Source organism: Streptomyces sp. NPDC048600 (assembly GCF_055587025.1).
Window position 1 is genome coordinate 60,077 of sequence record NZ_JBVJGZ010000030.1, and the last position, 26,935, is coordinate 87,011.

A 26,935-nucleotide genomic window follows, 5' to 3' on the forward strand; every position below is an offset into this window, starting at 1 on the left:
ACCGTCGACTTCAGTAGCGGGGACAGGATTTGAACCTGCGACCTCTGGGTTATGAGCCCAGCGAGCTACCGAGCTGCTCCACCCCGCGTCGTTGTGGTGCAACCGTATCACGACGCGGGACGGGCTCTTTCAACAATTCCCTGCTCAGCCGCTCGGGCTGCTCGTGGGCTTCGGACTGCCCGCCGGGCTGGGACTGCCGGAGGGCTTGGGGCTGCCGGTCGGGCTGGGGCTGCTCGTGGCGCCGCCGCCGGCCTTGGACTGGGCCTCCTCGGCGCGCTTGAGGGCCGCCTCAAGATCCGCCTGCGCCTTGCCGTACGCCTCCCAGTCGCCGTTCTTGAGGGCTTCCTGGCCCTCGTCGAAGGCCTTCTGGGCGTCGTTCAGCGCCTGCTGGACCGTCGGGTTCTTCGACGTCGGCGGCTGCTCGGTGTCGTCACCGCCGTCGTCCGGCGGCTCGGGCGTCGAACTCTCCGCGCCGAACACCTTGTTGAGGGCCGCGTCGAGCGTGTCCTCGAAGGCCGTCTGGCCACCGTAGGTCACCAGCACCTTGCGCAGCAGCGGGTACTTCAGTCCGCCACCGCGGACGTAGACGGGTTCGACGTAGAGCAGTCCGCCGTCCAGTGGCACCGTCAGCAGGTTGCCGTACTCGACCTCGGAGTCGCCGCCTCTCAGCAGCCTGATCGACTCGGCGATGTCCTGTTCGGAGTTGAACTGGCTCTGCACCTGTTTCGGTCCGTCGACCGTGGTGCTCGTCGGCAGTTTCAGGATTCTGATCTTGCCGTAGTCGCCGGTTCCTGCCTCGGCGTCGACCGCCATGAACGCGCTGAGGTTGTCGCGCCCGTTGGGCGTGAACGTCGTCGTCAGCGAGAACGCCTGCGCCTGCTGGTCCGGCATCTTCATGCTGAGGTAGTACGGCGGAACCGCGTTGCCCGACTTGTTGGTCGGGTCGTCCGGCACCTGCCACACCTCGCTGCCGCTGAGGAAGGTGTCGGCGTCCTTGACGTGGTAGCGGGCGAGCAGTTCACGCTGGACCTTGAACAGGTCCTGCGGGTACCGAAGATGCGCCATCAGGTCCTGCGAGATGGCGGTCTTGGGCTCGACCGTGTCCGGGAACGCCTTCATCCAGGTCTTCAGGACCGGGTCCTGGGTGTCCCACTGGTAGAGCTTGACCTCGCCGGTGTACGCGTCGACGGTCGCCTTCACCGAGTTGCGGATGTAGTTGACCTGGTTCTGCTGCGCCACCACCGCGCGCGAGTTGTTCGTCGCGGTCAGCGAGTCGGCCGTGGTGTCACCGAGCGTCGTACGCGAGGCGTACGGGTAGCCGTTGGTGGTGGTGTAGGCGTCGACGATCCACTGGATCTTGCCGCCCACGATGGCCGGGTAGGCGTCGCCGTCGATGGTCAGCCACGGGGCTACCGCCTCGACACGGTCCTTCGGAGTGCGGTTGTAGAGGATGCGCGAACCCTCGCCGATGGCCCCGGAGTACAGGATCTGCGGCTCGCTGAACGCCACCGCGTACGCGGCCCGGTTGAGCGGGTTGGAGAGGTTGACGCCGCTCTTGGCCTTGTAGCTGTACGTCTTCTCGCCGCTGTCGTCGGAGTAGTCGATCTCCTTCTGGGGACCGCCGACGATCGAGTACGTGTTGGTCTTCTCGCCGTAGTACACGCGCTGCTCGTACGTGCCGAGGTCGCCCTTGGAGGGCAGGTCGGACTCGGTGAAGACCGGGCGGCCGTCGACGTCGGCGGTGGTGCCCTTGGCGGCGACCACGCCGTAACCGTGGGTGTAGCGGAAGTGGTTGTTGATCCAGTTCTGCTTGTCCACGCCGCTCAGGTTCAGCTCACGCAGGCCGATGACCGTGTCCTGGTCGGTGCCCTTGTCGTTGTAACGGTCGACGTCCAGGTTGGTCGGGAACGCGTAGTACTTACGCATCTGCTGGAGCTGCTGGAACGTCGGCGAGACGATGTTCGGGTCCATGATGCGGATGCTGGCCGTGGCGTCGACGTCGTCGCGCAGCTTGGACTGGTCCGCGGTGTTGCCCTTGCCCGAGTAGTCCGTGACCTGGGCGCCGTCGATGCCGTACGCCTCACGCGTCGCCTTGAGGTTCTTCTCGACGTAGGGCGCTTCCTTGGCCTGCTCGTTCGGCTGGACCTGGAACTTCTGGACGATCGCCGGGTACAGGCCGCCGATGAGGATCGCCGACAGGACCATCAGACCGAAGCCGATCACCGGCAGCTGCCAGGTGCGCCGCCACAGGGTGGCGAAGAACAGCAGCGCGCAGATGACGGCGATGCAGAACAGGATCGTCTTGGCCGGCAGATAGGCGTTCGCGTCGACGTAGCGCAGACCGGTCCAGTTGTCCGTGGCCTTGAAGTCGCTGGACTTCACCGCCAGGCCGTACCGGTCGAGCCAGTACGCGACGGCCTTCAGGGCGACGAACACGCCCAGCAGCACCGACAGATGGCCGGTGGCCGCGGCCGTGGCGCGCGCTCCCGGGCTGGTGATGCGCAGCCCGCCGTACAGGTAGTGGGTCAGCGTGGCGGCGATCAGGGAGAGGATCGTGGCGGCGAAGCCGAAGCCCAGCAGGAAGCGGTACCAGGGCAGGTCGAAGGCGTAGAACGACACGTCGAGGTGGAACTGCGGGTCCTTCGTGCCGAAGGAGACGCCGTTGACCCACATCAGCCAGGTCCGCCACTGGCCGGAGGCGGACGCGCCGGCGATCAGGCCCACCAGAGCGGTGACCGCGAGCAGCAGCCACTTCTTGTAGGGCGCGATCCCCATCCGGTAGCGGTCCAGGCTCTGCTGCTCCATGGACATGGCGCTCAGCGGCGGGCGCAGCCGGTGGGCCAGCCAGATGTTGAAGCCGACCGCGAGAGCCATCAGCAGGCCGAAGACGAAGAACAGCCCGATCTTGGTCGACAGCGTCGTGGTGAAGACGGACGAGTAGTTGACCGACCGGTACCAGAGCCAGTCCGTCCAGAAGCCCGCGAACATGGTGAACGTCATGCCGAGCACGGCAAGGACGCCCAGTGTCATGAGCAGGGTCCGGACACGCCGGGACGGGCGGCCCACTCTGATCCGTGGCCCCGTCGGGCCTCCGCCGCGGTCCGGCATCTGGAAAGCCAAGGTGCGCACCTCGAAGTTCGCTGTTGGTCGGTCAGGCCCCCGGGTGGGATGGCCGTCGGTCGGGCCCCGTGATCGTAGGCCCACACCTATGCAACTTACTCACGCTTTACTCGGTTCCCGATTCAGGTCACGAACCAGGCAGGATTGTGACCATGTCCAACACACCCATGGCGGCGAGCCCGCTCACCCGGGCCGTACTCGAGATCGACGAGTACGCCTCCGGCCTCGGCTGGGACCAGCCGGCCCGCCTCTTCGCCCTTGTAGACACCACGCGGCTGCGGACCCAGGAGCCCGCGCTGGCGGAACAGCTCGGCCTCGGGGACGAGCCGGAGACCACCGGTCTCACCCCGATCGAGCAGGACGAGATTCCGACGGACAAGGCGCTCGACGAGTTCCTCGGCACCATCGCCTGGCCCGACGCCGTGGTCGGCTGCGCGCTCACCGTCGAGCGGCTGATGCTGCCCCCGTCCGCGGAGGCCCAGGTTCCGGACAATCTCGGCGAGGCCCAGCTGGCGAAGTGGGTGGCCGGCCACCCCGAGCGCCAGGAGGTCCGGATGACGGTCGCGGTGCTGCGTGACGGCTCGCGCGACTCGGCGCTGCGGCTGCGCGAGAAGGACACCCCGACCGAGGTGCTGACCGGGCCCGATCTGGTGCCGGGGCTCGCGGAGGCACTCGCGGCGACGTTCGAGGACTGAGCGCGGACCGTCGTACGCCGCGCCGCGCCAGAAGGACGCCGGGGGCGCCCCTGTTTCAGGGGCGCCCCCGGCGTTGTCCGTCCGTGGTCAGCCTGTCGTGCACTTCGGCAGGGCGTCGGCGTCGCCGGAGCGGATGGCCTCCAGGGCGTCCAGGGCGTCGCCGATGGTGCCCACCTTCACCAGGGTCAGCCCCGAGGGGACGTCCTTGGCGGCCGAGGCGCAGTTCTCGGCGGGCGTCAGGAAGTACTTCGCGCCCTTGTCGCGGGCGCCCACCGTCTTCATCTCGATGCCGCCGATCGGACCGACCTTGCCGTCGTCGTCGATGGTGCCGGTGCCCGCCACGAACCGGCCGCCGGTGAGGCTGCCCGGCGTGAGCTTGTCGTAGATGCCGAGCGCGAACATGAGGCCGGCGCTGGGGCCGCCGACGTCGGCGAGCTTGATGTCGATGGCGAACGGGAAGGTGTGGTCGGTCCCGGCGGAGATGCCGACGATCGCGCGCTTCTCGCCGTCGTCGGCGGAGGTCGCCGTGGTGATCGTGACCTTCTTGGTCTCCGTCGGCGTCCGCTTCTCCTTCTCCGCGGCTGCCTGCTCCTTGGCGGGCACGATGGTGAAGACCACGTCCTCGCCCGCCTTGTGCCTGGTCACCAGTTCCGCCACGTCGGCCGGCTGCTTCACCGCCGTACCGTCCACCGCCTTGATCACGTCACCGGCGTGCAGCGCGCCCTCGGCCGGCGAGTCCTTCACGACCGTCGCGACGACCACCCAGGACTTCACGGGGACGTCCAGCTCCTTCAGGGCGGCGACCTTGGCGCTCTCCTGGGACTGGCTGAACTCCTCCGCGTTCTCCTGGGTCGACTGCTCCTCGGTCTTGCCGTCCGGGTAGAGCGTGTCGTGGGGCACGACCTTGTTGTCGTGCGCGAGCCAGCCGTAGACCGCCTCGACCAGGTTCATGCGGTAGTCGGCGCTGGTGACGCGGACGGTGGTCATGTTGAGGTTGCCGGTCGTCGGGTAGGTCTTGCGGCCCGAGATCTGCAGCACCGGCTCGCCGTCGTGATCGCCGAGAGTGTTCACCGTGGGGCCCGGCGACATCTCCGAGTACGGCACTTTGATGAGCACTCCCGCGCACAGGAGCGCGATCAGCATCAGGGTGGAGGCGAGCATCGTCGCGGTGCGGCGTGGCATGCCAAGACAGTACGTGACGAGCCTGTCGGAGCACCGTCAGGGCCGCGGTCAGCCGCCCGTGTGGGACTTCTCCATCGCCGCGCGGAAGCGGGCGTACCCGTCGAGCTCGGGGCCGTCACTGCGTGTTCTGCGGGTCCGGTTGGCCCAGCTGCCCCACAGGCCGGCGCCGATCGCGGCCACCAGCGGAATCAGCAACCAGGCGAGTGCCGCCATGCCGACCTCCCAACCCCACACCCGTGCGCGACTTACTGATCAGCAGATTAATCATCCGCACTGACAACGCTCACGGCAGGGGTGGGGTTACGCAACCGGGGATCCACCGGGTGACAGGCGCCACGGGGCTCAGCAGGCCCCGACCCACTCCTCGGTGCCGTCGGAGAACTTCTGGTGCTTCCAGATCGGCACCTCGTGCTTGAGATCGTCGATCAGCTTCCGGCACGCCTCGAAGGCCTCGCCGCGGTGCGGGCAGGACACGGCGACGACCACGGCGAGGTCGCCGACCTGGAGGTCGCCGACGCGGTGCACGGCGGCGAGGGCGCGTACGGGGTACTCGGCCGCGATCTTCTCGGCGATCCTGCGCATCTCCGCCTCCGCGGAGGGGTGGCAGGAGTAGCCCAGCTCGTCCACGTCCGCGCCGCCGTCGTGGTTGCGCACGGTTCCCACGAACAGGGCCGTGCCACCGGCCGCGGCGTCGCCCACCGCGGCGAAGACCTCGTCCACGGAGAGCGGGGTCTGCCTGATGCCGATCAGCTTGATGGGGTCCTGGGCGGGCTGCTCGCCGGGGTGATCGTTCATGGCTGCCATGCGTCCATCGTGCCCCACGGGGGTGGGGGGCGTGAATGCGGCTATCCGCTGGGGGGTGGGTGAGGGGTTTGGAGGTACGTACGGGAGGGGGTTGTGGGGGGGTGTGAGTGTGTGCGGGTCGGTGTGTGCGGAGGTGGGGGGCGGTCGCGCAGTTCCCCACGCCCCTTGGGGGTGGCCTGGGGCGGTGGGTGCGGGTTGTGGTGGGTTGTTGGCGCCGTTCCCCGCGCCCCTGGAGGGTGGCCTGGGGTCGTGGGTGGGTGCCGGGTGTCGTGGGTTGTTCGCGCCGTTCCCCGCGCTCCTTGCGGGTGGGTCAGATTCTGCGGCGGGCCTTTCGGGCTCGGCGTACGACCGCCGCCGCGCCCAGGAGGGCGACCGTCGCGCCCGCCGCGCCCGCGGCTGTCGCGTCCTTGCGGCCCAGTCGGCGGCCGGCGACGGTGTGGCGGCCGGACACCTCCTCCAGCAGCTCGGCGAGGACCTCCTCGTTGGTCCACTGCGGCCGCCACCCGGCACCGTGCAGCCGGCTGCCGCTCACCACCCAGGGGTACATCGTGTAGGCGAGGTCACCGGCGGGCGACGGCGTGAGGCCGATGCGGTGCAGCCGGGCCGCGGCGCCCAGGGCGACCGCCGACGGCAGCTCCATGCGCCGGATGCCGCTGAGCTCCTCGACCTCCTCCTGCTCCAGCCAGCCGTCGCAGCCGACGGCGAGCTCCCCGTCCGCCTTCTCCAGGACGGTGTACTCCAGGGCGCTGCACAGATCCTCGACGTGGCAGAACTGCCAGGCCGGCCGCGACCCGGCCACCACGAGCAGCCGCGGCGACTCGAAGTACCTGGTCAGCGCGGTGTCCGTGCCGCCGACCAGGATCGCGGGGCGTACGACGGTGACGTTCAGGCCGGGATGCGCGCGGGGCGCGCGGCGCGCGAGCCGCTCGATCTCCAGCAGGTCCCCGACACCGGTCGCCTCCGCGGTGGCCCGCAGCTCGGCGTCCTCGGACAGCGGCAGCTCGTTGTCCTCAAGGGCGCCGTAGACCATCGAGGAGGTGCACAGCACGACCCGGTGCACCCCCGCCGCCGCGGCCGCGGTCAGCACGGTCTGCGTACCGCGCACGTTGTACGCCGTCCGCGCGGCCGGGTCCGTCTCCAGGTCCAGGTCGAGCGCCAGGTGCACCACCACGTCGGCGCCCCGCAGCTTGTCCGCGATCGCCGGGTCGCGCACGTCGAGGATGTGCCACTGGGCCTCCGCGCACGGCCCGCGCCGCTCGTCGATGGCGATGACCTGCTTGATCTCCTCCGACGCGGCGAGCCGCTCGGTCAGCATCGCGCCCACGCCGGACGCGGCGCCGGTGACCGCGACGACGGGCCCGCGCGCGGCGGGAGAGGTTGAGAGGTTTCGCGCTGCGCGAACCTGCGGGTCTGGGGAACTCACCGGGTGTCTCCAGCGGTTGTCTTCAATACGGGCGCGAGTGACGCGTACGTACCAGCTGGCATCCATCCTGCCGCAGGCCTTCTGTCGGCGAAGCACCGAGGCCCCAACCGCCCGCGGTGTCTACGCTGGGTGGTGTTGTCGGGCAGTCGTGCCGTCGGGAAAGAACCGATGGCCTTACCAGCCGAGGAATCCCGTGAGTGACACCCCATTCGGATTCGGCCTTCCGCCGGAGGAGCCGGAGGACGGCGACGAGGGCAAGAAGAAGGACCAGCAGAGCGGTGGTGGTCAGGGACCGGCCAACCCGTTCGGTTTCGGGCTGCCCGGAGCCGGAGGCATGGGCGGCGCGGACAATCCGCTCGCTGCCATGTTCGGTTCGCTGAACCCCACCGACCTGGGGGCCGCGTTCCAGCAGCTGGGCCAGATGCTCTCCTACGAGGGCGGCCCGGTGAACTGGGACATGGCCAAGCAGATCGCCCGTCAGACGGTCTCCCAGGGGACTTCGGACGGCGTGAAGGACGCGAGCGTCGGCCCGGCCGAGCGGACCGCGGTCGAGGAGGCCGTGCGTCTGGCGGACCTGTGGCTGGACGACGCCACCTCGCTGCCGTCCGGCGCGGGCATCGCCCTGGCGTGGAGCCGTGCCGAATGGGTCGAGGCCACCCTGCCCGCCTGGAAGGAGCTGGTCGACCCGGTCGCCGAGCGCGTCGGCGGTGCCATGGGCGACATCCTGCCGGAGGAGATGCAGGCCATGGCCGGCCCGCTGATCGGCATGATGCGCTCGATGGGCGGCGCGATGTTCGGCACCCAGATCGGACAGGCCGTGGGCGTGCTGGCGGGCGAGGTCGTCGGTTCGACCGATGTCGGCCTGCCGCTCGGCCCCGCCGGCAAGGCCGCGCTGCTGCCGGTGAACATCGAGGCGTTCGGCAAGGACCTGGGCGTCCCGAAGGAGGAGGTGCGGCTGTATCTCGCCCTGCGCGAGGCCGCCCACCAGCGTCTCTTCGCGCACGTGCCCTGGCTGCGCTCGCACCTGTTCGGCGCGGTGGAGGGTTACGCGCGCGGGATCAAGGTCGACACCGCCAAGCTGGAGGACGTGGTCGGCCAGTTCGACCCGCAGAACCCCGAGGAGCTTCAGCAGGCGCTCCAGCAGGGCATGTTCCAGCCGGAGGACACCCCGGAGCAGAAGGCCGCCCTGGCCCGGCTGGAGACGGCTCTGGCGCTGGTGGAGGGCTGGGTGGACGCGGTGGTCCACGCCGCCGCCAAGCCGCGTCTGTCGTCCGCCGACGCGCTGCGCGAGACCCTGCGTCGGCGTCGCGCCACCGGTGGTCCGGCCGAGCAGACGTTCGCCACGCTGATCGGCCTGGAGCTGCGCCCGCGTCGGCTGCGCGACGCGTCCCGCCTGTGGGCGTCCCTGACGGACGCGCGCGGTGTGGACGGCCGTGACGCCCTGTGGGCCCACCCGGACATGCTGCCCACGGCCTCCGATCTGGACGACCCGGACGGCTTCGTGCACCGCGAGCACCTGGACTTCTCCGAGCTGGACAAGATGCTCGGCGAGGCGGCGGGCGGCTCCGCCGACAAGCCGGACCTGCGCAAGAAGGACGACGACAACAAGGACGACGACAGCAAGGGCGACGACACCGAGTGAGCCTGTACGACGACGCGGTCCTCGTGCTGAAGGGCTACGAGGACCAGCCGGAGCTGTGCCAGGCCTACCTGGACCAGCTCGCCGCCCACCCGGACGGCATGTGGAAGGCCTGCGAGACGGGCCACCTCACCGCCAGTGCTCTGGTGATCGACCCCTCGCGCCGACGCGTGCTGCTGACCCTGCACAAGAAGCTCGGCATGTGGCTCCAGATGGGCGGGCACTGCGAGCCGGGTGACCCGACCGTGGAGGCCGCCGCCCTGCGCGAGGCCACCGAGGAGTCGGGCATAGCGGGCCTGACGCTGCTGCCGGGCGGCCCGGTGCGCCTGGACCGGCACGCCATCCCGCCGCCCTGCAACTGGCACTTCGACGTCCAGTACGCCGCGCTGGCCCCGGCCGGGGCGGCCGAGACGATCAGTGACGAGTCGCTCGACCTGCGCTGGTTCGCGTACGACGAGGTGGCCGCTGTGGCGGACGGCTCGGTCGTCCAGCTGCTCGAGGCGACCCGCGCCCGGCTGTGAACCCGTAGAACGTACGTAGGACGAAGGCAGGACGACGAACGCCCGGCCGGGAATGCGTAAGGGGTGGCCTCTTAGAAGCCACCCCTTACGTCTGTTTTCCGGACGGTCAGCTCCAGACGTTGCCCTGGTTCTGACCGCGGGCCCCCTGCTGGCCCATGCCGTACTGGGCGGCGAGGCCCTGGCCGATCTGGGCGTTCTGCGGCGGCAGCAGTTCGCTGGGCTGGACCAGGGCGTAGCCGCTGCCCATGAAGCTGAGCTCCCAGCCCTCACCCGTGTTGCCGCGCCGGCGCCACACGCCCGAGGAGTGCGTCTGGGCCTGCATCTGCACCCGCAGCGAGGTGGACCAGGCGACGATCGCGTCGGCGTCGCAGTTGACGTACTTGTCCGGGGTGACCTGCATCAGCAGCGGGGCACCGGAGGTCATCAGGGCGACCTTGCCGCGGCCCGTGATGTTGAGCTGGTACTTCCCGGAGCCGGAGATGCCGTACTGGCTGTCGACGGCGATCACCTCGTGGTGCAGGCTGGAGTCCATCGCCAGCACATAGCTGGAGTCGACGGTGAGACCGTCCTGGTCCACGTCCATGAGGTGGACGTGCTGCTTGAGGTTGGCGAGGTAGACCGTGCCCTGCCCGTGGCAGCGCATCAGGTCCAGGCCCTCGCCCGTGTGGGCGCGCGACCGGCGCTGGCTGTTGTTCTCGAACTCGGCGTCGAACTCGACCATGCCCTGGTAGGCGACCATCGTGCCCTTGCGGGCGAGGATGTCGTCGTGGCCCTCCAGGGTCACGCGGAGCATCTGCTTGTTCTGCAGCGCCCAGCGGTCCTGGGTCTGCTGGTCGTTGTAGGCGAAAAGCGGACTCTGCATGGTGGTGCTCCCCCTCAGCCCCGGAACCGGAGACGGTCGGTGCTGTCCTCGCTGGGCTGGACGACGACGATGCCCTGGCCGGAGAAGGCCATCTGGTAGGCCTCGCCGCTGCCCCGGCCGATCAGCGACTGCGCCTTGAAGCTGCGCTTGCCCTTGACCTTGAGGTTGGGCGACCAGGCCACGAGCGCGTCCGGGTCGACGTACGTCTCGTCCTCGCCGCCGCCGCAGTCGACGACGATCGGCTTGCCGCGCGAGGTCAGGGCGACCCAGCCCTGGCCGGAGATCTTGGTGTTCCACAGGCCCTGGCCCGCGAACTTCGCCAGCCCCTTGACCCGCTCCACGCCCCAGGTCAGGTGCGCGTCGAAGGCCAGCAGGTTGGTGGCGTTGACGGAGATCCCGTCGCCGTTGAGGTTGATCACGACCACGTTGGCGCCGTAGTCGGCCAGGTAGAGCAGGCCGTCGCCGGAGCACTTCATCAGCGGCGCGCCCTCACCGGTCGCCCAGTCACGGGCGACCTGGCGGACGGCGGGCGGGTTGGGCTCGTACTGCACGAAGCCCTCGTAGGCGACCATCGAGCCCACACGCGCGAGGAGGTCGTGCCCGGTCTGCATGGCGACCTTCAGCATGTGGTTGCCGTGGTTCTCCATGCGGGCGGTCACCGGCGCGGGAGCGAAGCCCGCGAGCGGCTGGTTCATGTCGGGCTCTCCCTCAGATCTCGTACGGCTGGACGACGATGAAGTTGCCGGGCGCGCCCCGGAACTGCAGGTTGGTGCTCTCGCCGGTGTCGCCGGGGTAGGCGTTGCGGCGCATACGGACCTGGCTGGAGACGACCACCTGGGCGGCGGCGGACCAGGCGACGACCGCGTTGCAGTCGGCGAACGTCGTCGGGGTGACCGGCAGGACGACGGGCGTGCCGTGGGTCTTGACGATGATCGTGCCGGTGCCGGTGAACTGCATCGTGAACAGCGCGCCGCCGGGGATGCCGTGTCCCTCGATGCGGCGGACCTCGTGCTGGAGGCTCTCGTCGAAGGCGAGGACGTTCTCCGCGGAGACGCAGAGGCCGTCGCCCTGGAGCTCGATGGGGTGCAGCATCGTGGAGTTCTCGGCGAAGAAGACCTGGCCCTGGCCGGTGCAGCGCATCAGCTGCATCTCCTGGCCGGTCGCGTTGCCGGTGATCCTGCCCGCGAAGCCCGCGCCCTTGTAGCTGAAGTCGACCTTGCCCTGGTACAGGACCATGCTGCCCTGGCGGGCGAGCACCGGCTGGCCGCCGATGCCGAGGTCGACGCGGACCATCTTCTTGTTCTGCGGCGTCCAGCGCTGGCCGGTCGGCGTCTCCCGGAACTGCTGGAGCGCGCCCGCCACACCGGGGGCTCCCTGCGGGGCGCCCTGGGGGGCTCCGTAGGGCGCCTGCTGGCCGGGGACAGGGGCCTGTCCGTAGCCGGGGGGCTGCTGCTGGCCGTAGCCCGGCGGCTGCGGCGGCTGGCCGTAGCCCGGCGGCGGGGGCGGGGTCTGGCCGTAGCCCGGCGGCGGCGGGGTCTGGCCGGGCACCGGCTGGCCGTACCCGGGCTGGGGCGGCTGGCCGTACGGCTGCTGCGGCTGGGGCGGCTGACCGTAGGGCGCCGGGGGCGGCGGCGGAACGGTGCCGCCGGGCGGGGTGTGCAGGGGCGCGACGATGGTCGGCGCGGTGTGCACCTGGGGCGCCGGCGCCGGGGGCGGCGTGGCTCCGGGCGGCGGCGCGAAGCCCTGCGCGGCCGGCTGGGGAGCCGGGGGCGCGGCCGGGGCGCCGAAGGAAGGCTGCGGTGCGGGGGCCGGAGCGGCCGGCGCGCCGAACGCCGGCGCCGCGAAGCCGGGCGTGGCACCCTGGGCCGGGGGCGCCTGCGGTGCGGGCGTCTCCTCCTCCATCACCTCGCCGCCGAAGTTCTTCAGCAGCGCCTCGAGGCCGCCGTCGAAGCCCTGGCCGACGGCGGCGAACCGCCACACGTCCTTCAGGTAGAAGTCGCCCAGCATCACGGCGCGCTCGGTGGAGAACTCCGAGCCGTTGAAGGCGTAGCGCGCCACCTCCTCGCCGCCCGCGACGATCCGCAGGTAGCCGGGGGCGACCTGCGACATCTGGCCGGCGCCGTCGATGGTCGCCGTGAAGGCGAGCTTGTGGATGTTCGCCGGGATGCGGTCGAGTGTGATCCGGAAGGACTCCGTGTCGCCCGCCTGGGCGCCGAGGAGCTGGATCGACTCCTCGGGGGACTTCGGCTGGTTGAAGAAGACGAAGTACCGGTCGTCCGAGAGCCGCTCGTCGGCGTCCAGACCGAAGCAGCTGATGTCGAAGGTCAGTCCGGGGCCGGAGATCTGCACGCCTACGTACAGATCCGTGCCCGCGGTGAGGTCACTGATCCTGGCCTTGTGGCCGCGTTGGAATTCCCTGGCCATGCGTAACGACCGTCCCCCATCCCGAAGTGAGTGCGTCGCGCCAGGCTAACGGCAAACTCGGACAGCGCACGATGTCGGTACAGACCCGGTACACAACCGCAGCGCCCTTCCGACCTCCCGCGCGGGGGCGGTCACTCTCCGCGCGCGCCCGGCAGATGGGGCAACCGGTCGGCCGCGACGACTCCTTCGAGATAACCGCGGGCCCGCTCGGTGCGCGGATAGGCCTCCAGCAGCCGCCAGAAGCCGGGGCCGTGGCCGGGCACGAGCAGATGGGCGAGTTCGTGCAGCAGGACGTAGTCGACGACGTACTCGGGCATCCCCTGGAGCCGGTGCGACAGACGGATGCTGCCCTCGGCGGGCGTGCACGAGCCCCAGCGGGTGTTCTGGTTGGTGACCCAGCGCACCGAGGCGGGCCGGGCGCGTCCCTGGAAGTACTGTGCCGACAGCCGCGCGGCGCGTTCGGCGAGTTCGTCGTCGCCGAGGACCCGGCGGCTCTCCTGGGCGGCCAGTTTGTCGAGCATGACGCCCACCCAGCGTCGCTCCTCCGCCTCGGACATCCGGGCGGGGATGAGCACGACGGTGCGATCACCCTCGCGGTACGCGGAGACCGTCCTTCGTCTGCGGGTACTCCTGCGGACCTCGATCGCGCTCGTCCCCGAGCCGCTGGGCGGCTGGCTCGTCGTGCTGCGCTGTGGAGTTCCGGCGCTTTGCAGGGGGTCGGCGGGCACGCCCCGACGTTACCCGCTGCACACGGGGGAAGTCCCGACTCCGGACCGTTTCCGCGGAGATCCGGCGTCCGGCCCTTGACGCACCGAGCGGATGTGTACGACGAGCTGTTCGTACGACAACTCTCCGTCACCTGTGGACAACTTTCGGGGCACTCGGAGCGGGCCCGGCATGCTGGCATTCGCCGGCGGGGCGGGCAGACCCCACGCTCCCGCTCCGCCGGTTCCACCGAACGTTTCCGGGGCTACGGGGGCCTGTCATGCATCCGATGGTGAAACCCGCGCTGCGGCGCGGCTGGCGCGACCTGAACACCGTGCAGTTCGGCATGACGCCGGCGCACGCGATGACGCTCGGTCCTATGGACACGGCGTCGGGGAGCTTCCTGGACCTCCTCGACGGCACCCGCGGGCTGCCGCTGCTGCGCGAGGAGGGCGGCCGTATGGACCTGGCCGACGGCCAGGTGGACGCCCTGGTCCAGGGCCTGGCGCGAGCGGGCGTGCTCGACGACTCCCAGGGGGGCGGACCGGCCGCCGACGCGCTGCGCGCCGAGCGGGAGGTCCTCGACCGGCTGCGGCCCGATCTGGCCTCGCTGTCGCTGACCACGTCCGCGCCCGGTGAGGCCATGGGGCTGCTCGCCGCCCGCGGCGCCCTGCGGGTGCGCGTGCTGGGAGCGGGCCGGGTGGGCGCGCTGGTCGCCTCGCTGCTGTCCGGCGCGGGGATCGGCGAGGTGGAGGTGCGTGACGTCGGCACGGTCGAGCCGGGGGACGTCTCCCCGGGCGGTCTGCGCGCCGACACGGTCGGTGAGCGCAGGGAGGAGGCCGCCCGGCGTGCCGTGCGCGAGGCCGCGCCGGGCCGCCCGCCGCGCCGTGGCCCCCGTTCTCCCCTTCAGGAGCCCGAGCGGGGTCTGTCCCTGGTGATCATCGCCCCGCGCGACGACGCCGCCGTCCACGCGCCCCTTCCGTCCGCGACGGAGTCCCTGCTGTCCTCGGGCACTCCGCATCTGTACGCCGGTGTGGTGGAGGCGACGGGTGTCGTCGGCCCGCTGGTGCTGCCCGGCGCCACCGGCTGCGCCGGATGTCTGCACCGCACCCGCACCGACCGTGACCCGACCTGGCCCCGGCTGGTCGCGCAGTGGCACTCGGGCCGGCCGCGCCGGGCACCCGCCTGCGATCTGTCGCTGGCCACCACCGTCGCGGGCCTGGCCGCGGCCCATGCGCTGGCCTTCCTCGACGGCCGGACCCCGTCCAGCGCGGGGGCCCGCTGGGAGGCCTCGCTGCCCACGCTCCACTGGCACGCGCGCCCCGTCCTGGCGCACCCGGAATGCCCGTGCGGCGCCGGCACACGGGAAACAGACCGTGGTGACGGCGAAGGTAATGAGGAACACACCTCGGAGACCGGGGGTCGGCACGAGAGAATGGCAGTGCGACGGTCGTCAACGGAGTCGGACCGAACGGCGGGCGTGGCACGGCCGGTCGGCATTTGGAGGGCGCATGTCTGATCTTCCCCGGAAGGCGGTCACCCGGACCGCCAAACTCGCCGCGCTTCCGCTCGGCTTCGCCGGACGGGCCACCTGGGGGCTGGGCAAGCGGATCGTGGGCGAGTCCGCGGAGATCGTCGGCCGCGAGCTTCAGCAGCGCACCGCGGAGCAGTTGTTCAAGGTGCTCGGCGAGCTCAAGGGCGGCGCGATGAAGTTCGGGCAGGCGCTGTCCGTCTTCGAGTCGGCGCTGCCCGAGGAGATCGCGGGCCCCTACCGGGCAGCCCTGACCAAGCTCCAGGAGGCGGCGCCGCCGATGCCGACGCGCACCGTGCACGCGGTGCTCGGGGAGCGGCTGGGCGAGGACTGGCGCGCGCTGTTCCTGGAGTTCGAGGACAAGCCGGCCGCCGCCGCCTCGATCGGCCAGGTGCACCGGGCGGTGTGGCACGACGGCCGTGAGGTCGCGGTCAAGGTCCAGTACCCGGGCGCCGGAGAGGCCCTTCTCTCGGACCTGACCCAACTGAGCCGTTTCGCCCGCCTGTTGGGGCCGCTCGTGCCGGGCATGGACATCAAGCCGCTGATCACGGAGCTGCGCGACCGGGTCACCGAGGAGCTCGACTACGCCCTGGAGGCGCAGGCCCAGCAGGCGCACGCCGCGGAGTTCGCGGACGACCCGGACGTGGTCGTGCCCGCGGTGGTCCACCAGTGCGACCAGATCCTGGTCACCGAGTGGATCGAGGGCGTCCCGCTGTCGGAGATCATCTCCGACGGCACCGAGGAGCAGCGTGACCGGGCCGGACAGCTGCTGGCCCGCTTCCTGTTCTCCGGCCCGGCACGCACCGGCCTGCTGCACGCCGACCCGCATCCCGGCAACTTCCGTCTGCTGCCCGGCGGCCCCGAGGGCGAGGACGACTGGCGTCTCGGCGTGCTCGACTTCGGCACCGTCGACCGGCTCCCGGGCGGGCTGCCCTCCCCGATCGGGCACTCCCTGCGGATGACCCTGGACGGCGAGGCGGAGGCGGTCTACGAGCTGCTGTGCACCGAGGGGTTCGTCAAGGAGTCGATCGACCTCGAACCCGACGCGGTCCTCGACTATCTGCTGCCGATCATCGAGCCGGCCCGCGTGGAGGAGTTCACCTTCACCCGCGGCTGGATGCGCAGCCAGGCCGCCCGGGTCGCCGACCCCCGCTCCCCCGCACACCAGCTGGGCCGCCGGCTCAACCTGCCGCCGGCCTACCTGCTGATACACCGCGTGACCCTGAGCACCATCGGTGTGCTGTGCCAGCTGGGCGCGACGGTGCGGCTGCGGGAGGAACTGGCGGAGTGGCTGCCGGGGTTCGTGGACGACTTCGACGAGGCCGCCCTGGAGGAGGACTACCCCGAGGACGACGAGGAGGCGGCGGTGGCGGAGGCCTGAGGGCCGTCCGGAGCTACCACCAGTTCGAGTCCAAGCGCCCCTCGATCGCCCGGAGATTCTCCCGCGAGCACCGGTCGCAGAAGTAGCGTCGGACGCTGTTCTCCACGGAGCAGGTCCAGGTCGGCTGTGGCGCCCGGGCCGGGGTGCCGCAGCGGGCACACACAAGGTTCTCGGGGTCCGCGGCGGAGCCGCCGTCGTCCCCGCCTGCGGGAAGACTCGTCACCTGCCGACGATATCTCCACAATCGTCCATTATCCCGGCACAACGCACCACGGGGGCCGGTCCGTTCGGACGGACCGGCCCCCGCGTGAAGTTCTCGCCTCCCGGCCGGGAGGCCACCGCTTCAGGTGGTGGTGATTACTGCATGACGGCGATCGCCAGCGCGCGCCGGGCGCGCAGCGACGCACGCTCGGCACGGCGCTGCATACGGCGAGCGGTCGCCACGCTCAGTGCGCGGCGCTCCTGCTGCGCCTCACGCAGGCGGTCGTGCATATGCGCACGTGCCAGGGCTTCTGGGATGAGTTGCATCTCACGGGTCCTGTTCTGGCGCGAACCGGTCGCGCGGGTGGTGGTGATGTCTTCGAACGCGGAGCCACTGGGCTCGCTGGTGGACGGCTTCATCGGGGCCTGCTTCTTGGGGTCGTGCGTGAAAGGACGGTCGATGGTTCCTGCGGTGTTCATGCCGTGACCGGGTTCTTGCGCGGGCGCCCACGCGGCCGCTTGCGGGCCACGACGACACCCTGGACGAACAGCTCGCCGCCCCAGACGCCCCAGGGCTCACGCCGCTCCTTCGCGCCGGCGAGGCAGGCCTCCATCAGCGGGCAGGTGCGGCACAGGGACTTGGCGTACTCGACGTCCGCCGGGGACTCCGCGAAGAAGACCTCGGGGTCGTAGGAACGGCACGGGACGGGTACGCCGAGGTTCTCGATGGCGTCGTCGAGCGCGGTGAGCGCGGTGAGCGGGGTCAAGGTGGAGTCCTCCGTGAGGCCGGGCGGGGGGATCGTTTCGGAAGGCGGTACGGACGGGGCGTGCGCTTCGAGTTGCACGGTTCGTCTTCCTCGTCTGGTCGTTCCGGCCCTGTAGGGCCGGGGGCGGCTTTGGTACCCGGTTCTTTTCTTGTCCCGAGGCCCCTTCGCTCTGCCTCCCCGTTCGGGGAAAACAGAAGGGCCGCGGATCCCGGATGGGGTTCCGCGGCCCTGAAGGCGCCGGCCTGATCGACGATCAGGCTGGATCACTCCAGGGTTCTGGCCCACGGAAGGCCCACATCAGGTGGTGCTGCGTCGTCTGCTTCCGGAATCCGGCACCGGTAGCCGTAAAGGCATAGGCCTGGGCCCCTGCCACTACTGCCGCTTCCAGTGCCTTGGTCGGTCGCTCATTGCGCTCACGGACGGGAAGGCCCGCGAGAGACAGGGAGGACGCCGGACGGTCGGCACGAATGCCGGACAGACCGGTGCCATGGTCCGAAGAGCCGAGCATGCACAGGGAAGCGACGACCGAGCGATCGGTCATTTTGACGGCGCTGATGGTGCTGGTCTTGATGCTGATCACTGGACTCGCCTCCTCTCGGCGTCTCGGGGGACCGGTGCGAACCAGTCCGACGGATATGCAAGTACAACACGGAATCGGGGCCTGGAGAAGGCCGCCGTTCCCACGCCTAAGAACCTATGGGGATTGCTGGGGCATGCGCAAACTATTTTTTCGACGAGTTCGTATCAGTCGTCCTCGGCCCCCGCCGTGGGGTCCTGACCGGCGCAGATGGCCAGGACATCGGCCCCGTAGCGGTCGAGCTTGCGGGTGAGCACGCCGGGGATGCGGGCGAGCTCCACCGGGCCGGCGGGTGCCGCCTCGGCGATCGCCATCAGCGTCTTGTCGGTGAAGACGCAGAACGCCGGCTGCCCGCTGCGGAGCGCCTGGACCTCCCGCCACTCGTGCAGCCGCTCGTACAGCGCCTCGTCCATGTCGGAGGGGCAGTCCTCGCAGCGCATCAGCTTCATCTCACCGGCGTCGGTGAGCGTGCGCCCGCACACCCGGCAGCGCGCCGGGGTGCGCTGCGTGCGCCGGGGGACGGCCCGCGCCGCGCCCGCGAAGCCGCGCTCGACTCCGCCGGCGGTGCCGGAGCCCGCGCGCCCCACGGTGGTGCCGGTGCCCGGGCGCAGGCCGTCGAGGAAGCGGCTGGGTCTGCGGTTCGGCCGGAGGCCGGGCGAGCGGGACAGCGCCCAGGAGACGTGCAGGCGCTCACGGGCACGGGTGATGCCCACGTAGAGCAGCCGGCGCTCCTCCTCGATCTGCTCGTCCGTTCTCGCGTAGGTGATCGGCATCATCCCCTCGGCGACGCCGACCAGGAACACGACGTCCCACTCCAGGCCCTTCGCCGAGTGCAGGGAGGCGAGGGTGACCCCCTGCACGGTCGGGGCGTGCTGGGCGCTCGCGCGCTCGTCGAGTTCGGCGACGAGGTCGGCCAGGGTGGCGCCGGGGCGGGCGGCGGCGAAGTCCTGGGCGAGGTTCACCAGCGCGGCGAGCGACTCCCAGCGCTCCCTGACCGCTCCGGACCCGGCGGGCGGCTGCGAGGTCCAGCCCTCGCCGGAGAGCACGGCACGGACCTGGGAGGGCAGGTCGACGGCGTCGTCGAGCAGGGAGTCGTTGCCGCCGAAGCGGGCCGCGCCGCGCAGGGCGATGCCCGCCTTGCGCACCTCGGGGCGGTCGAAGAACCGCTCGGCGCCACGCAGCTGGTAGGGCACACCGGCGTCGGCGAGGGCCTGTTCGTAGGACTCGGACTGGGAGTTCGTTCGGAAGAGCACGGCGATCTCGCTGGCCGGGACGCCCGAGTCGAGCAGTTCGCGGATGCGGCGGGCGGCGCCCTCGGCCTCGGCGGGTTCGTCGGTGTACTCGGTGAAGACCGGCTCGGGTCCCGCCTCGCGCTGGGAGACGAGTTCCAGCCGGTGGTCGGCGGCGCGGCCGCGGGCCTGGGCGAGCAGCCCGTTGGCCAGGTGCACCACCTGCGGCGTGGAGCGGTAGTCGCGGACGAGCTTGACGACGGTGGCGCCCGGGTGGCGGACCCGGAAGTCGAGCAGATGGTCCGGGGTTGCGCCCGTGAACGAGTAGATCGTCTGGCTGGCGTCACCGACCACGCAGAGGCTGTCGCGCTCCCCCAGCCACAGCTCCAGCAGGCGCTGCTGGAGCGGACTGACGTCCTGGTACTCGTCGACCACGAAGTGCTGGTACTGGGCCCGCACCTGGTCGGCGATGTCGTGCCGGTCCTGGAGGACGGCGACGGTGAGCAGCAGCACGTCCTCGAAGTCGATCACCCCGCGGTCCCGCTTGACGTCCTCGTAGGCCGTGTAGATCCGGGCGATCTCGGCCGGGCTGCGAGGGGCCTCGCGTCCGGCCTTCGCGGCTGCGAGCGCGTAGTCGGCGGGAGTGGTCTGGGTGACCTTGGCCCATTCGACCTCGGCGGTGACGTCCCGCAGCTCGCCCCGGTCGAGCCGGATGCGGGAGGCGGCGGCCGCGTCGGCGACGAGCTGGGCCTTGCGGTCGACGATCCGGGGCAGGGAGCCGCCGATCGCTTTCGGCCAGAAGTACTGGAGCTGACGGAGGGCGGCGGAGTGGAACGTACGGGCCTGGACGCCGGTCGCGCCGAGCTGGCGCAGTCGGCCGCGCATCTCACCGGCGGCCCGGTTGGTGAAGGTGACGGCGAGCACGCTGGAGGGCTGGAGGATGCCCGCCCGCACCCCGTAGGCGATGCGGTGGGTGATCGCGCGGGTCTTGCCCGTACCGGCTCCGGCCAGCACGCACACCGGGCCGTGCAGGGAGGTGGCCACCTCGCGCTGCTCCGGGTCGAGCCCTTCGAGCACCGCGTCCGGTGTGTCCGGGACGTGGGGGAAGAGAGGGGAGTGCGTTGCTGCTGTCACATGGCCATGCTGCCAGGTCGCCGGAGACGGGCGAGCCGGTTGTCCACAGGCTCGCCCCGATAGTCGTACCGATGCGACAGGCGTCACGTCGGCGGGCATACCCCCGGCGGGAATGAGGGCCGGGTCGCGTATGTTCCCTCTTCGGACGACCTCACCCCGAGCCGGCGAAGGAGAGCGCGAGACATGCAGGGCACTGTGACGATGTACAGCACGACGTGGTGCGGTTACTGCCAGCGGCTGAAGAAGCAGCTGGACCGCGAGGGCATCGTGTACGACGAGATCAACATCGAGCAGGACCCCGCGTCCGCCGCCTTCGTGGAGAAGGCGAACGGCGGGAACCAGACGGTACCGACGGTTCGCTTCCCGGACGGCTCGACGCTCACCAACCCGTCGCTGGCCCAGGTGAAGCAGAAGATCGGCGTCTGATCCCACGGTCCGCACGACGAAGGGCGGCCACCCCCGCTGTGGGGGTGGCCGCCCTTCGTCGTGCGGTCTCAGACGCTGCGGGTGGGCAGCGGCTTGCCGTACCACATCTCGATCAGCCGGGCCGCGATGGAGATGCCGTACGGCGGGAGCACCTCGCCGGAGTCGAACGCGGCGCTCAGGTCGTCGCGGGAGAACCAGCGGGCCTCGTGGATCTCGTCGCCGTCCACGTCTATCTCCGTGCTCGTTGCGCGGGCCATGAAGCCCAGCATGAGGCTGGAGGGGAACGGCCAGGGCTGGCTCGCGATGTACTCGACCCGGCCGACGGCCACCCCGGCCTCCTCGAACACCTCGCGGCGCACCGCCTGCTCGATGGACTCGCCGGGTTCGACGAATCCGGCGAGCGTGGAGAAGCGGCCCTCGGGCCAGTGCACCTGGCGGCCCAGCAGGATGCGGTCGTCGGCGTCGGTGACGGCCATGATCACGGCCGGGTCGGTGCGCGGGTAGTGCTCGGCGCCGCAGGCCGGGCAGCGGCGGATGTGCCCGGCGGCGGCGATGACCGTGCGCTCGCCGCAGCGGGAGCAGAAGCGGTGGGTGCGCTGCCAGTTCTCCAGGCCCACGGCGTGCACCATCAGGCCGGCGTCGCGCGGGGAGAGCAGCAGTCCGGCCTCGCGCAGACCGGCCGGGCGGGCGGACTGGTCGATCCGGCCGGGGAGGGCGTCCTTCTGGAGGGCGAAGTAGCTGACGCCGTCCGCGTCGGTGCCCAGGAAGTAGCGGTGCGCCTCGGTCAGGGGCGCCTCGAAGGACGGCGTCATGACCAGCTCGGTCGTGCCGTCGGGCGTCTCGTCGATGAGGACCTGACCGCCGGAGACCACGAAGCATCGGGTCGTGGGGTGGCTCCACGCCGCCGCGAGCCAGGCCTCGTCGAGGCGGTGGTGGGCGGCGCGGTCGATGCCGCTCGGGGCGGTGAGCGAGATGGGTCGGTCGGCGGTGTGGTCGGTCCAGGTGGTCACGGGTGCTTCCAACTCCCCCGGGGTGCAGCGGTTGGGTTCGGCGGCGGTTCAGCGGGACGTTCGGCAGTGGGTGACCGGGTCCGGCGGTGCTGTGCGGTGGCGGCCGGCGCTACCAGTGTCCCCCGTGCGCGGGGGCGTCCTGGACGATGCCGGGCGGTCAGTTCTCATGGCGCCAGTTCTCGGCGAGGTCGCCCCACAGATAGGCGGCCGTCTCCACGCCCTTGACGAGCAGGTCCAGCTCGACCTTCTCGTTCGGCGCGTGCCAGCCGTCGGAGGGGACGGAGATGCCCAGGAAGAGCACGGGTGCGCCGAGCACCTCCTGGAGGTCCGCGGCCGGGCCGGAGCCGCCCTCGCGCGTGAAGCGGACGGGGCCTTCGAAGGCGCGGCTCATCGCGCGCGCCACGGACCGCAGGGCCGGGTGGTCCAGCGGCGTCAGGCACGGGCGCGTGGCCGGGCCGAACTCGATCTCGCAGCGGACCCCGGCGGGCACCTGCTCGGCGGCCCAGGCGCGGACGGCCTTCTCGATGTGCGTGGGGTCCTGGCCCGCGACCATCCGGAAGGACAGCTTCACCATCGCCGAGGACGGGATGATCGTCTTGCTGCCGGGGCCCTGGTAGCCGCCGCCGATGCCGTTGACCTCGGCGGTGGGGCGGGCCCAGATCCGCTCCAGGGTGGTGTGCCCGGCCTCGCCGTGGGTGGCGTGGGACCTGGCGGTGCGCAGCCAGTCCCGCTCGTCGAAGGGCAGCTCGGCGAAGAGTTCGCGCTCGCGGTCGGTCAGCTCGACGACACCGTCGTAGAAGCCGGGGACCGCCACGCGCGCATGCTCGTCGTGCAGCGCGGCGACGAGCCGGGCGGCGGCGGTCGCCGGGTTGGGCACCGCGCCGCCGAAAGAGCCGGAGTGGATGTCCTGGTCCGGGCCGTAGAGCCGGATCTCGCACTCCGCGAGGCCCCGCATGCCCGTGCACACCGTCGGGGTGTCCTCGGACCACATCCCGGTGTCGGAGACGATCACGGCGTCGGCGGCGAGCCGTCCGGCGCGCTCCTCGACGAGGGCGCGGAAGTGCGGCGAACCGGACTCCTCCTCGCCCTCGACCAGCAGCTTCAGGTTGACCGCGGGAGCGGTGCGGCCGGTCGCCGCGAGATGGGCGCGCACACCAAGGGTGTGGAAGAAGACCTGGCCCTTGTCGTCGGCCGCCCCGCGCGCGTAGAGGCGGTTCTCGCGGACGACCGGCTCGAAGGGGTCGCTGTCCCAGCCGTCCTCGCGGGCGGCGGGCTGCACGTCGTGATGGCCGTAGACGAGGACGGTCGGCGCCTGGGGGTCGCTGGAGGGCCACTCGGCGAAGACCGCCGGGGCGCCCGCGGTCTCCCAGACCTCGACGACGGGGAAGCCGGTCCCGGTGAGCCTGTCCGCGAGCCAGTCGGCGCTGCGCCGTACATCGCGGGCGTGGTCGGGCTGGGCCGACACGGACGGGATGCGCAGCCATTCGGTGAGGTCGTCGAGGAAGGCGGCGCGGTGCTGCTGGATGTACTGGCGGACGGCGCTGTCCGGGGTCTGGCTCATGGTCACGAGCCTATCGGCCCGCACGGACATCCTTGTTGGGCGGTTCGTCACATACCGTCGTCCGCATTGGGCGGTTCGTCACATGCCGCCTCGGGCGCGTCCTCCTCGCGCAGCAGCCGCTCGATGGCCGCCCGGTCCGGCAGATCGCGCGGGCGTACGACCTCTCCGGTGCGGACATACAGGAACGCCGCCGTCACCGACTCCAGGGGCACCCCCTGCTGCCGCGCCCAGGCGAGCCGGTACAGGGCGAGCTGGAGGGGGTCGGCGGTGTGCTCGCGGCCGGTCTTCCAGTCGACGATCTCGTACGTCGCCGTGTCGCCGTCGCCGTCCTTGTAGACGGCGTCGATCCGGCCGCGAACGACCCGGCCGGCCAGGGCGAGCTGGAAGGGCGCCTCGACGCGGTAGGGCGTGCGGTGCGCGTACTCGGTGCGCTCGAAGGCGTCCTTGAGCGCCTCCAGGTCGCGCTCGTCGGCGATCTCGGCGTCCGCTCCGGGCAGGTCGTCCGGCTCCAGCATGGGCAGCGTCAGCGCTTCGAAGCGGGCCTCGACCCAGGCGTGGAAGCGGGTACCCCGGCGGGCCGCGCGCTGCGGCGGTCGCGGCATGGGGCGCGCCAGCTCCTGGGCGAAGCCGTCCGGGTCGGCGGCCAGGCGCAGCAGCTGGGAGGCGGTCAGGCCGGCCGGGAGCGGCACGTCGGTCACGGCCTGGCGGGCGCGCAGGAGCTCTCCGGTGAGGGCGTCGAGGTCGCGGTCCCAGGAGGCGATCGTGCGGGCCTCCTCGGGGGTGAGGGCGTCAGCGCGCGCGGGACGGGCTCGGGTGCGCGTGAGGGGCCGCCCGGGCTCGTCCGGGGGTCCGGGGAGGCCGGTGGACGCGAAGGTGTCGTCCGGGGTCGCCGTCGGGTGGTCCGGGGTGGCGTCGAAGGCCGTGGTGTCGTCCGGGGCCGTCGCCTGGTGCGGGACCGTGGGGCGCTCCGGCGTGAAGGAGTCCCAGTCGTCCGGGTCGCCCTCGAAGGGCTCCTCCTCGAAGGGCTCCTCGTCTCCGGGGTACGGGTCGTCCTCGCCGGGATACGGCCCGGGGTACGCCTCGTCGCCGAAGGGCGGTTCGTCGTCCTCCGGGGGCGCCGGCCAGTCCGGGTCCTCGTCGCGGCCGGGGTCGTACGGCGCGGCGGAGTGGGTGCCGGGGTCGGCGGTCAGGGCCTCCAGGTGGGCGAGGACCGTCTCGGCGGCCGCGCGGCGGCGGGCCAGGGCCGTGCCGTCCAGGGGCAGCGGCCAGGCCTGGTCGGCGGTCTCCCGGTGCAGCGCCGGGTTCTCCTCGTCCTCCTGGGGTTCCGCCGCCCAGGCCTCGATCTCGCCGTGACCCGCGACGCAGTGGTCGTGCAGCGCGAGCAGGAAGTCGGACGGTCCGCGCGGCCTCTTCTGGCTGGGGCCCCACCAGTGGCCGGAGCCGAGCAGGAGCGAGCGGGGGCGGGTGAAGGTGACGTAGCCGAGGCGGAGCTCCTCGGTGTGCTGGTGCTCCTTCATCGCCTCGTGGAAGGCCTTCATCCCGCGCGAGTCCCACGCCTCGACGTCCGGCAGGGTGTCGGCGTCGCCACGCAGCTCGTGCGGCAGCACCTTGGCCTGGGCCGTCCACTTCTCGCGTCCCTGGCCGCTCGGGAAGTTCCCGCCGACCAGGCCGGGCACGGCGACGACGTCCCACTCCAGGCCCTTGGACTTGTGCGCGGTGAGCACCTTCACGGTGTTCTCGCCGCCGGGCAGCGCGTTGTCGAGGCCCTTCTCGTACTGCGCCGCGGTGCGCAGGAAGCCCAGGAAGGCCAGCAGCGTGGCCTCTCCGTCGGAGGCGGCGAAGGAGGCCGCGACGTCGAGGAAGTTCGACAGGGTCTCGCGGCGGCGGGCGGCCAGGGCGTGCGGGGACGCCGACAGTTCGACCTCAAGGCCGGTGACGGCCAGGACGCGGTGCAGCACGTCCATGAGCGGGTCGGCCAGGCTGCGGCGCAGCTCGCGCAGTTCGGTGGCCAGACGGGCGAAGCGCACGCGCGCGTCCGGCGAGAACGGCAGCCGGTCGTCGTCCCCGCCGCCCGCAGCGCCGTACACCGGTGTCTCCAGGAACGTGTCGAGGGCGTCCGCGAGCGATATCACCTCGGCCGGATCGACCCCCTCGACGGCCGCGGCGAGCCTGCGGTCCGGGTCGTCCTCGTCGCCCACGCGCGCGTGGGACACCAGCAGCCGGGCCCGGCGGCCGAGCAGGGCGAGGTCGCGCGGGCCGATGCGCCAGCGGGGGCCGGTCAGCAGCCGGACCAGTGAGGCGTTGGCCCCGGGGTCCTGGAGGACCTCGCACACGGCCACCAGGTCGGCGACCTCGGGCAGGTGCAGCAGACCGGACAGGCCCACGACCTCGACGGCGACGTCACGGGCGACGAGCGCGCCCTGGATCTCGGCGAAGTCGGTCGCCGTGCGGCACAGGACGGCGATCTCGCCGGGCGGGGTGCCGGTGCGCACCAGATGGGCGATGGAGTCGGCGATCCAGTCCATCTCCTCGGCGTGGGTGGGCAGCAGCGCGCAGCGGACCAGGCCGTCGCGTTCGGCGCCGGGTGCTGGGCGCAGCGCCTCCACGCCCGCGTGCAGCGCCCGCAGGGGCTCGGCGAGGCCGTTGGCGAGGTCGAGCAGACGGCCGCCGCTGCGCCGGTTCTCGCTGAGCGCCTGGCGGGTGGCGGGGCCGCCGTCGGCGTGCGCGAAGTGTTCGGGGAAGTCGTCGAGGTTGGCGACGGACGCGCCGCGCCAGCCGTAGATCGCCTGGCAGGGGTCGCCGACCGCGGTGACGGGGTGGCCGGTGCCGCCGCCGAACAGGCCCGCGAGGAGCACGCGCTGGGCCACGGAGGTGTCCTGGTACTCGTCGAGCAGCACCACGCGGAACTCCTCGCGCAGGATGCGGCCCGCCTCGGGCAGCTGGGCGAGCCGTGCGGCGAGGGCGATCTGGTCGCCGAAGTCGAGCAGATCGCGCTCCTGCTTGGCGGCGCGGTAGCGCAGCACGAGGGCCGCGAGGTCCCGGCGGGCGGCGGCGGCCTCGGGGACCTTGCGCAGGTCGGCGTTGGTGAGCTTGGCGCCCTCCAGGGAGAGCAGCAGCCCGGCGTCGTACGCGCGCAGGCTCTCGGGCCGGACCAGGTGCTCGGACAGCTCGGCGTCCAGGGCGAGGAGGTCGGCGACGAGGTCCGCGAAGGAGCGGGTGAGCGCCGGGTAGGGCCCGGGGGCCTCGCGCAGCACGCGCGCGGCGAGCTGGTAGCGGGTGGCGTCGGCGAGCAGGCGCGCGGTGGGCTCCAGGCCGATGCGCAGACCGTGGTCGGTCAGCAGACGTCCGGCGAAGGAGTGGTACGTCGAGATGACCGGCTCGCCGGGCGGGTTGTCGGGGTCGATGACGTCCGGGTCGGTCACGCCCGCGCGGACCAGTGCCTTGCGGACACGTTCGGCGAGTTCGCCGGCGGCCTTGTTGGTGAAGGTCAGGCCGAGCACCTGTTCGGGGGCGACCTGGCCGGTGCCGACCAGCCACACCACGCGCGCCGCCATCACCGTGGTCTTGCCGGACCCGGCTCCGGCCACGATCACCTGCGGGGCGGGCGGCGCGGTGACGCAGGCCATCTGCTCCGGGGTGAACGGAATGCCGAGAAGCTCCTTGAGCTCCTCGGCGTCGGTGATGCGGGCGGGCATGCCGAAGAGGCTATCGGCGCGTACTGACACCGAGGGCCACGACGGCCT

23 protein-coding genes and 1 tRNA gene are annotated in these 26,935 nt (G+C 71.6%); 6 read left to right on the plus strand and 18 right to left on the minus strand.

Translation table 11 applies throughout. The features are described from left to right. Positions 1 to 14: 14 nt before the first annotated feature. Positions 15 to 88 (minus strand) — tRNA-Met (locus ACZ6SQ_RS31670). 56 nt (positions 89 to 144) lie between these two features. Further along, the gene (locus ACZ6SQ_RS31675) at positions 145 to 3,108 is read right to left on the minus strand and encodes a UPF0182 family membrane protein (protein WP_469568253.1); all 2,964 of its coding nucleotides are present in this window, start codon (positions 3,106 to 3,108) and stop codon (positions 145 to 147) included. A 164-nt stretch (positions 3,109 to 3,272) separates the two neighbouring features. On the opposite strand from ACZ6SQ_RS31675, the gene ACZ6SQ_RS31680 reads away from it, so the two are divergent. After that, positions 3,273 to 3,815, plus strand: a complete 543-nt coding sequence (locus ACZ6SQ_RS31680) for a PPA1309 family protein (protein WP_469568194.1) — start codon at positions 3,273 to 3,275, stop codon at positions 3,813 to 3,815. A gap of 87 nt (positions 3,816 to 3,902) precedes the next feature. Here the strand turns inward: ACZ6SQ_RS31680 and ACZ6SQ_RS31685 are convergent, their stop codons facing one another. The 4 genes from ACZ6SQ_RS31685 to ACZ6SQ_RS31700 all read right to left on the minus strand — a co-directional run bounded on the left by ACZ6SQ_RS31685 (position 3,903) and on the right by ACZ6SQ_RS31700 (position 7,224). Next, complete coding sequence (locus ACZ6SQ_RS31685; protein ID WP_469568197.1) at positions 3,903 to 4,997, minus strand: YlbL family protein; 1,095 nt, start codon at positions 4,995 to 4,997, stop codon at positions 3,903 to 3,905. A 48-nt stretch (positions 4,998 to 5,045) separates the two neighbouring features. Next, complete coding sequence (locus tag ACZ6SQ_RS31690) at positions 5,046 to 5,210, minus strand: hypothetical protein (protein WP_386378866.1); 165 nt, start codon at positions 5,208 to 5,210, stop codon at positions 5,046 to 5,048. A gap of 129 nt (positions 5,211 to 5,339) precedes the next feature. Further along, on the minus strand, positions 5,340 to 5,801 hold the full coding sequence (locus ACZ6SQ_RS31695; RefSeq protein ID WP_469568199.1) for a molybdenum cofactor biosynthesis protein MoaE: 462 nt from the start codon (positions 5,799 to 5,801) through the stop codon (positions 5,340 to 5,342). 310 nt (positions 5,802 to 6,111) lie between these two features. Continuing rightward, positions 6,112 to 7,224, minus strand: a complete 1,113-nt coding sequence (locus ACZ6SQ_RS31700) for an SDR family oxidoreductase (RefSeq protein WP_469568201.1) — start codon at positions 7,222 to 7,224, stop codon at positions 6,112 to 6,114. 193 nt (positions 7,225 to 7,417) lie between these two features. Here ACZ6SQ_RS31700 and ACZ6SQ_RS31705 point away from each other — a divergent pair, with 193 nt between their 5' ends. Continuing rightward, positions 7,418 to 8,866 carry a zinc-dependent metalloprotease gene (locus tag ACZ6SQ_RS31705; RefSeq protein WP_469568204.1) on the plus strand — a complete coding sequence of 483 codons (1,449 nt, stop codon included), beginning with the start codon at positions 7,418 to 7,420 and terminating at the stop codon, positions 8,864 to 8,866. Next, complete coding sequence (locus tag ACZ6SQ_RS31710; RefSeq protein ID WP_469568206.1) at positions 8,863 to 9,384, plus strand: NUDIX hydrolase; 522 nt, start codon at positions 8,863 to 8,865, stop codon at positions 9,382 to 9,384. Before ACZ6SQ_RS31705 ends, ACZ6SQ_RS31710 begins: the two co-directional genes overlap by 4 nt. Before the next feature lie 106 nt (positions 9,385 to 9,490). Here ACZ6SQ_RS31710 and ACZ6SQ_RS31715 read toward each other — a convergent pair whose 3' ends face one another. The 4 genes from ACZ6SQ_RS31715 to ACZ6SQ_RS31730 all read right to left on the minus strand — a co-directional run bounded on the left by ACZ6SQ_RS31715 (position 9,491) and on the right by ACZ6SQ_RS31730 (position 13,398). Then, the gene (locus tag ACZ6SQ_RS31715) at positions 9,491 to 10,246 is read right to left on the minus strand and encodes an AIM24 family protein (RefSeq protein ID WP_389336223.1); all 756 of its coding nucleotides are present in this window, start codon (positions 10,244 to 10,246) and stop codon (positions 9,491 to 9,493) included. Between the two features lie 14 nt (positions 10,247 to 10,260). Further along, positions 10,261 to 10,941: an AIM24 family protein gene (locus tag ACZ6SQ_RS31720; protein WP_386378874.1), complete on the minus strand. Its 681-nt coding sequence runs from the start codon at positions 10,939 to 10,941 to the stop codon at positions 10,261 to 10,263. 13 nt (positions 10,942 to 10,954) lie between these two features. Then, positions 10,955 to 12,670 (minus strand): TerD family protein, encoded by a 1,716-nt coding sequence (locus ACZ6SQ_RS31725; protein WP_469568210.1) that lies wholly within the window; start codon positions 12,668 to 12,670, stop codon positions 10,955 to 10,957. Between the two features lie 131 nt (positions 12,671 to 12,801). Continuing rightward, positions 12,802 to 13,398, minus strand: a complete 597-nt coding sequence (locus ACZ6SQ_RS31730; RefSeq protein WP_386378876.1) for a M48 metallopeptidase family protein — start codon at positions 13,396 to 13,398, stop codon at positions 12,802 to 12,804. A gap of 257 nt (positions 13,399 to 13,655) precedes the next feature. Here ACZ6SQ_RS31730 and ACZ6SQ_RS31735 point away from each other — a divergent pair, with 257 nt between their 5' ends. Both ACZ6SQ_RS31735 and ACZ6SQ_RS31740 read left to right on the plus strand, forming a co-directional pair. Continuing rightward, on the plus strand, positions 13,656 to 14,894 hold the full coding sequence (locus ACZ6SQ_RS31735; protein WP_469568213.1) for a TOMM precursor leader peptide-binding protein: 1,239 nt from the start codon (positions 13,656 to 13,658) through the stop codon (positions 14,892 to 14,894). After that, the gene (locus ACZ6SQ_RS31740; protein ID WP_469568215.1) at positions 14,887 to 16,287 is read left to right on the plus strand and encodes an ABC1 kinase family protein; all 1,401 of its coding nucleotides are present in this window, start codon (positions 14,887 to 14,889) and stop codon (positions 16,285 to 16,287) included. The genes ACZ6SQ_RS31735 and ACZ6SQ_RS31740 overlap by 8 nt, the downstream gene beginning before the upstream one ends. 13 nt (positions 16,288 to 16,300) lie before the next feature. On the opposite strand, the gene ACZ6SQ_RS31745 is transcribed toward ACZ6SQ_RS31740, so the two are convergent. The 5 genes from ACZ6SQ_RS31745 to ACZ6SQ_RS31765 all read right to left on the minus strand — a co-directional run bounded on the left by ACZ6SQ_RS31745 (position 16,301) and on the right by ACZ6SQ_RS31765 (position 20,195). After that, positions 16,301 to 16,510: a hypothetical protein gene (locus ACZ6SQ_RS31745; protein WP_389336239.1), complete on the minus strand. Its 210-nt coding sequence runs from the start codon at positions 16,508 to 16,510 to the stop codon at positions 16,301 to 16,303. A gap of 134 nt (positions 16,511 to 16,644) precedes the next feature. After that, on the minus strand, positions 16,645 to 16,968 hold the full coding sequence (locus ACZ6SQ_RS31750; RefSeq protein ID WP_469568218.1) for a hypothetical protein: 324 nt from the start codon (positions 16,966 to 16,968) through the stop codon (positions 16,645 to 16,647). After that, positions 16,965 to 17,333, minus strand: coding sequence for a WhiB family transcriptional regulator (locus ACZ6SQ_RS31755; RefSeq protein WP_005480495.1), 369 nt, complete (start codon positions 17,331 to 17,333; stop codon positions 16,965 to 16,967). The genes ACZ6SQ_RS31750 and ACZ6SQ_RS31755 overlap by 4 nt, the downstream gene beginning before the upstream one ends. Positions 17,334 to 17,508: 175 nt before the next feature. Further along, positions 17,509 to 17,835 carry a hypothetical protein gene (locus tag ACZ6SQ_RS31760; protein WP_469568220.1) on the minus strand — a complete coding sequence of 109 codons (327 nt, stop codon included), beginning with the start codon at positions 17,833 to 17,835 and terminating at the stop codon, positions 17,509 to 17,511. A 164-nt stretch (positions 17,836 to 17,999) separates the two neighbouring features. Then, positions 18,000 to 20,195: an ATP-dependent DNA helicase UvrD2 gene (locus ACZ6SQ_RS31765; protein ID WP_469568221.1), complete on the minus strand. Its 2,196-nt coding sequence runs from the start codon at positions 20,193 to 20,195 to the stop codon at positions 18,000 to 18,002. Positions 20,196 to 20,378: 183 nt separating this feature from the next. Between ACZ6SQ_RS31765 and ACZ6SQ_RS31770 the strand changes: the two genes are divergently transcribed. Further along, positions 20,379 to 20,621 carry a mycoredoxin gene (locus ACZ6SQ_RS31770; RefSeq protein WP_386378884.1) on the plus strand — a complete coding sequence of 81 codons (243 nt, stop codon included), beginning with the start codon at positions 20,379 to 20,381 and terminating at the stop codon, positions 20,619 to 20,621. 68 nt (positions 20,622 to 20,689) lie between these two features. Here ACZ6SQ_RS31770 and nudC read toward each other — a convergent pair whose 3' ends face one another. From nudC to ACZ6SQ_RS31785, 3 genes are all read right to left on the minus strand, one after another. After that, complete coding sequence (gene nudC / locus ACZ6SQ_RS31775; RefSeq protein ID WP_469568225.1) at positions 20,690 to 21,631, minus strand: NAD(+) diphosphatase; 942 nt, start codon at positions 21,629 to 21,631, stop codon at positions 20,690 to 20,692. Between the two features lie 157 nt (positions 21,632 to 21,788). Then, entirely contained in the window at positions 21,789 to 23,192 is a 1,404-nt protein-coding gene (locus ACZ6SQ_RS31780) for a dipeptidase (RefSeq protein WP_469568227.1), read from the minus strand. A gap of 47 nt (positions 23,193 to 23,239) precedes the next feature. Beyond that, positions 23,240 to 26,887 carry an ATP-dependent helicase gene (locus ACZ6SQ_RS31785; RefSeq protein ID WP_469568228.1) on the minus strand — a complete coding sequence of 1,216 codons (3,648 nt, stop codon included), beginning with the start codon at positions 26,885 to 26,887 and terminating at the stop codon, positions 23,240 to 23,242. Positions 26,888 to 26,935: the final 48 nt, after the last annotated feature.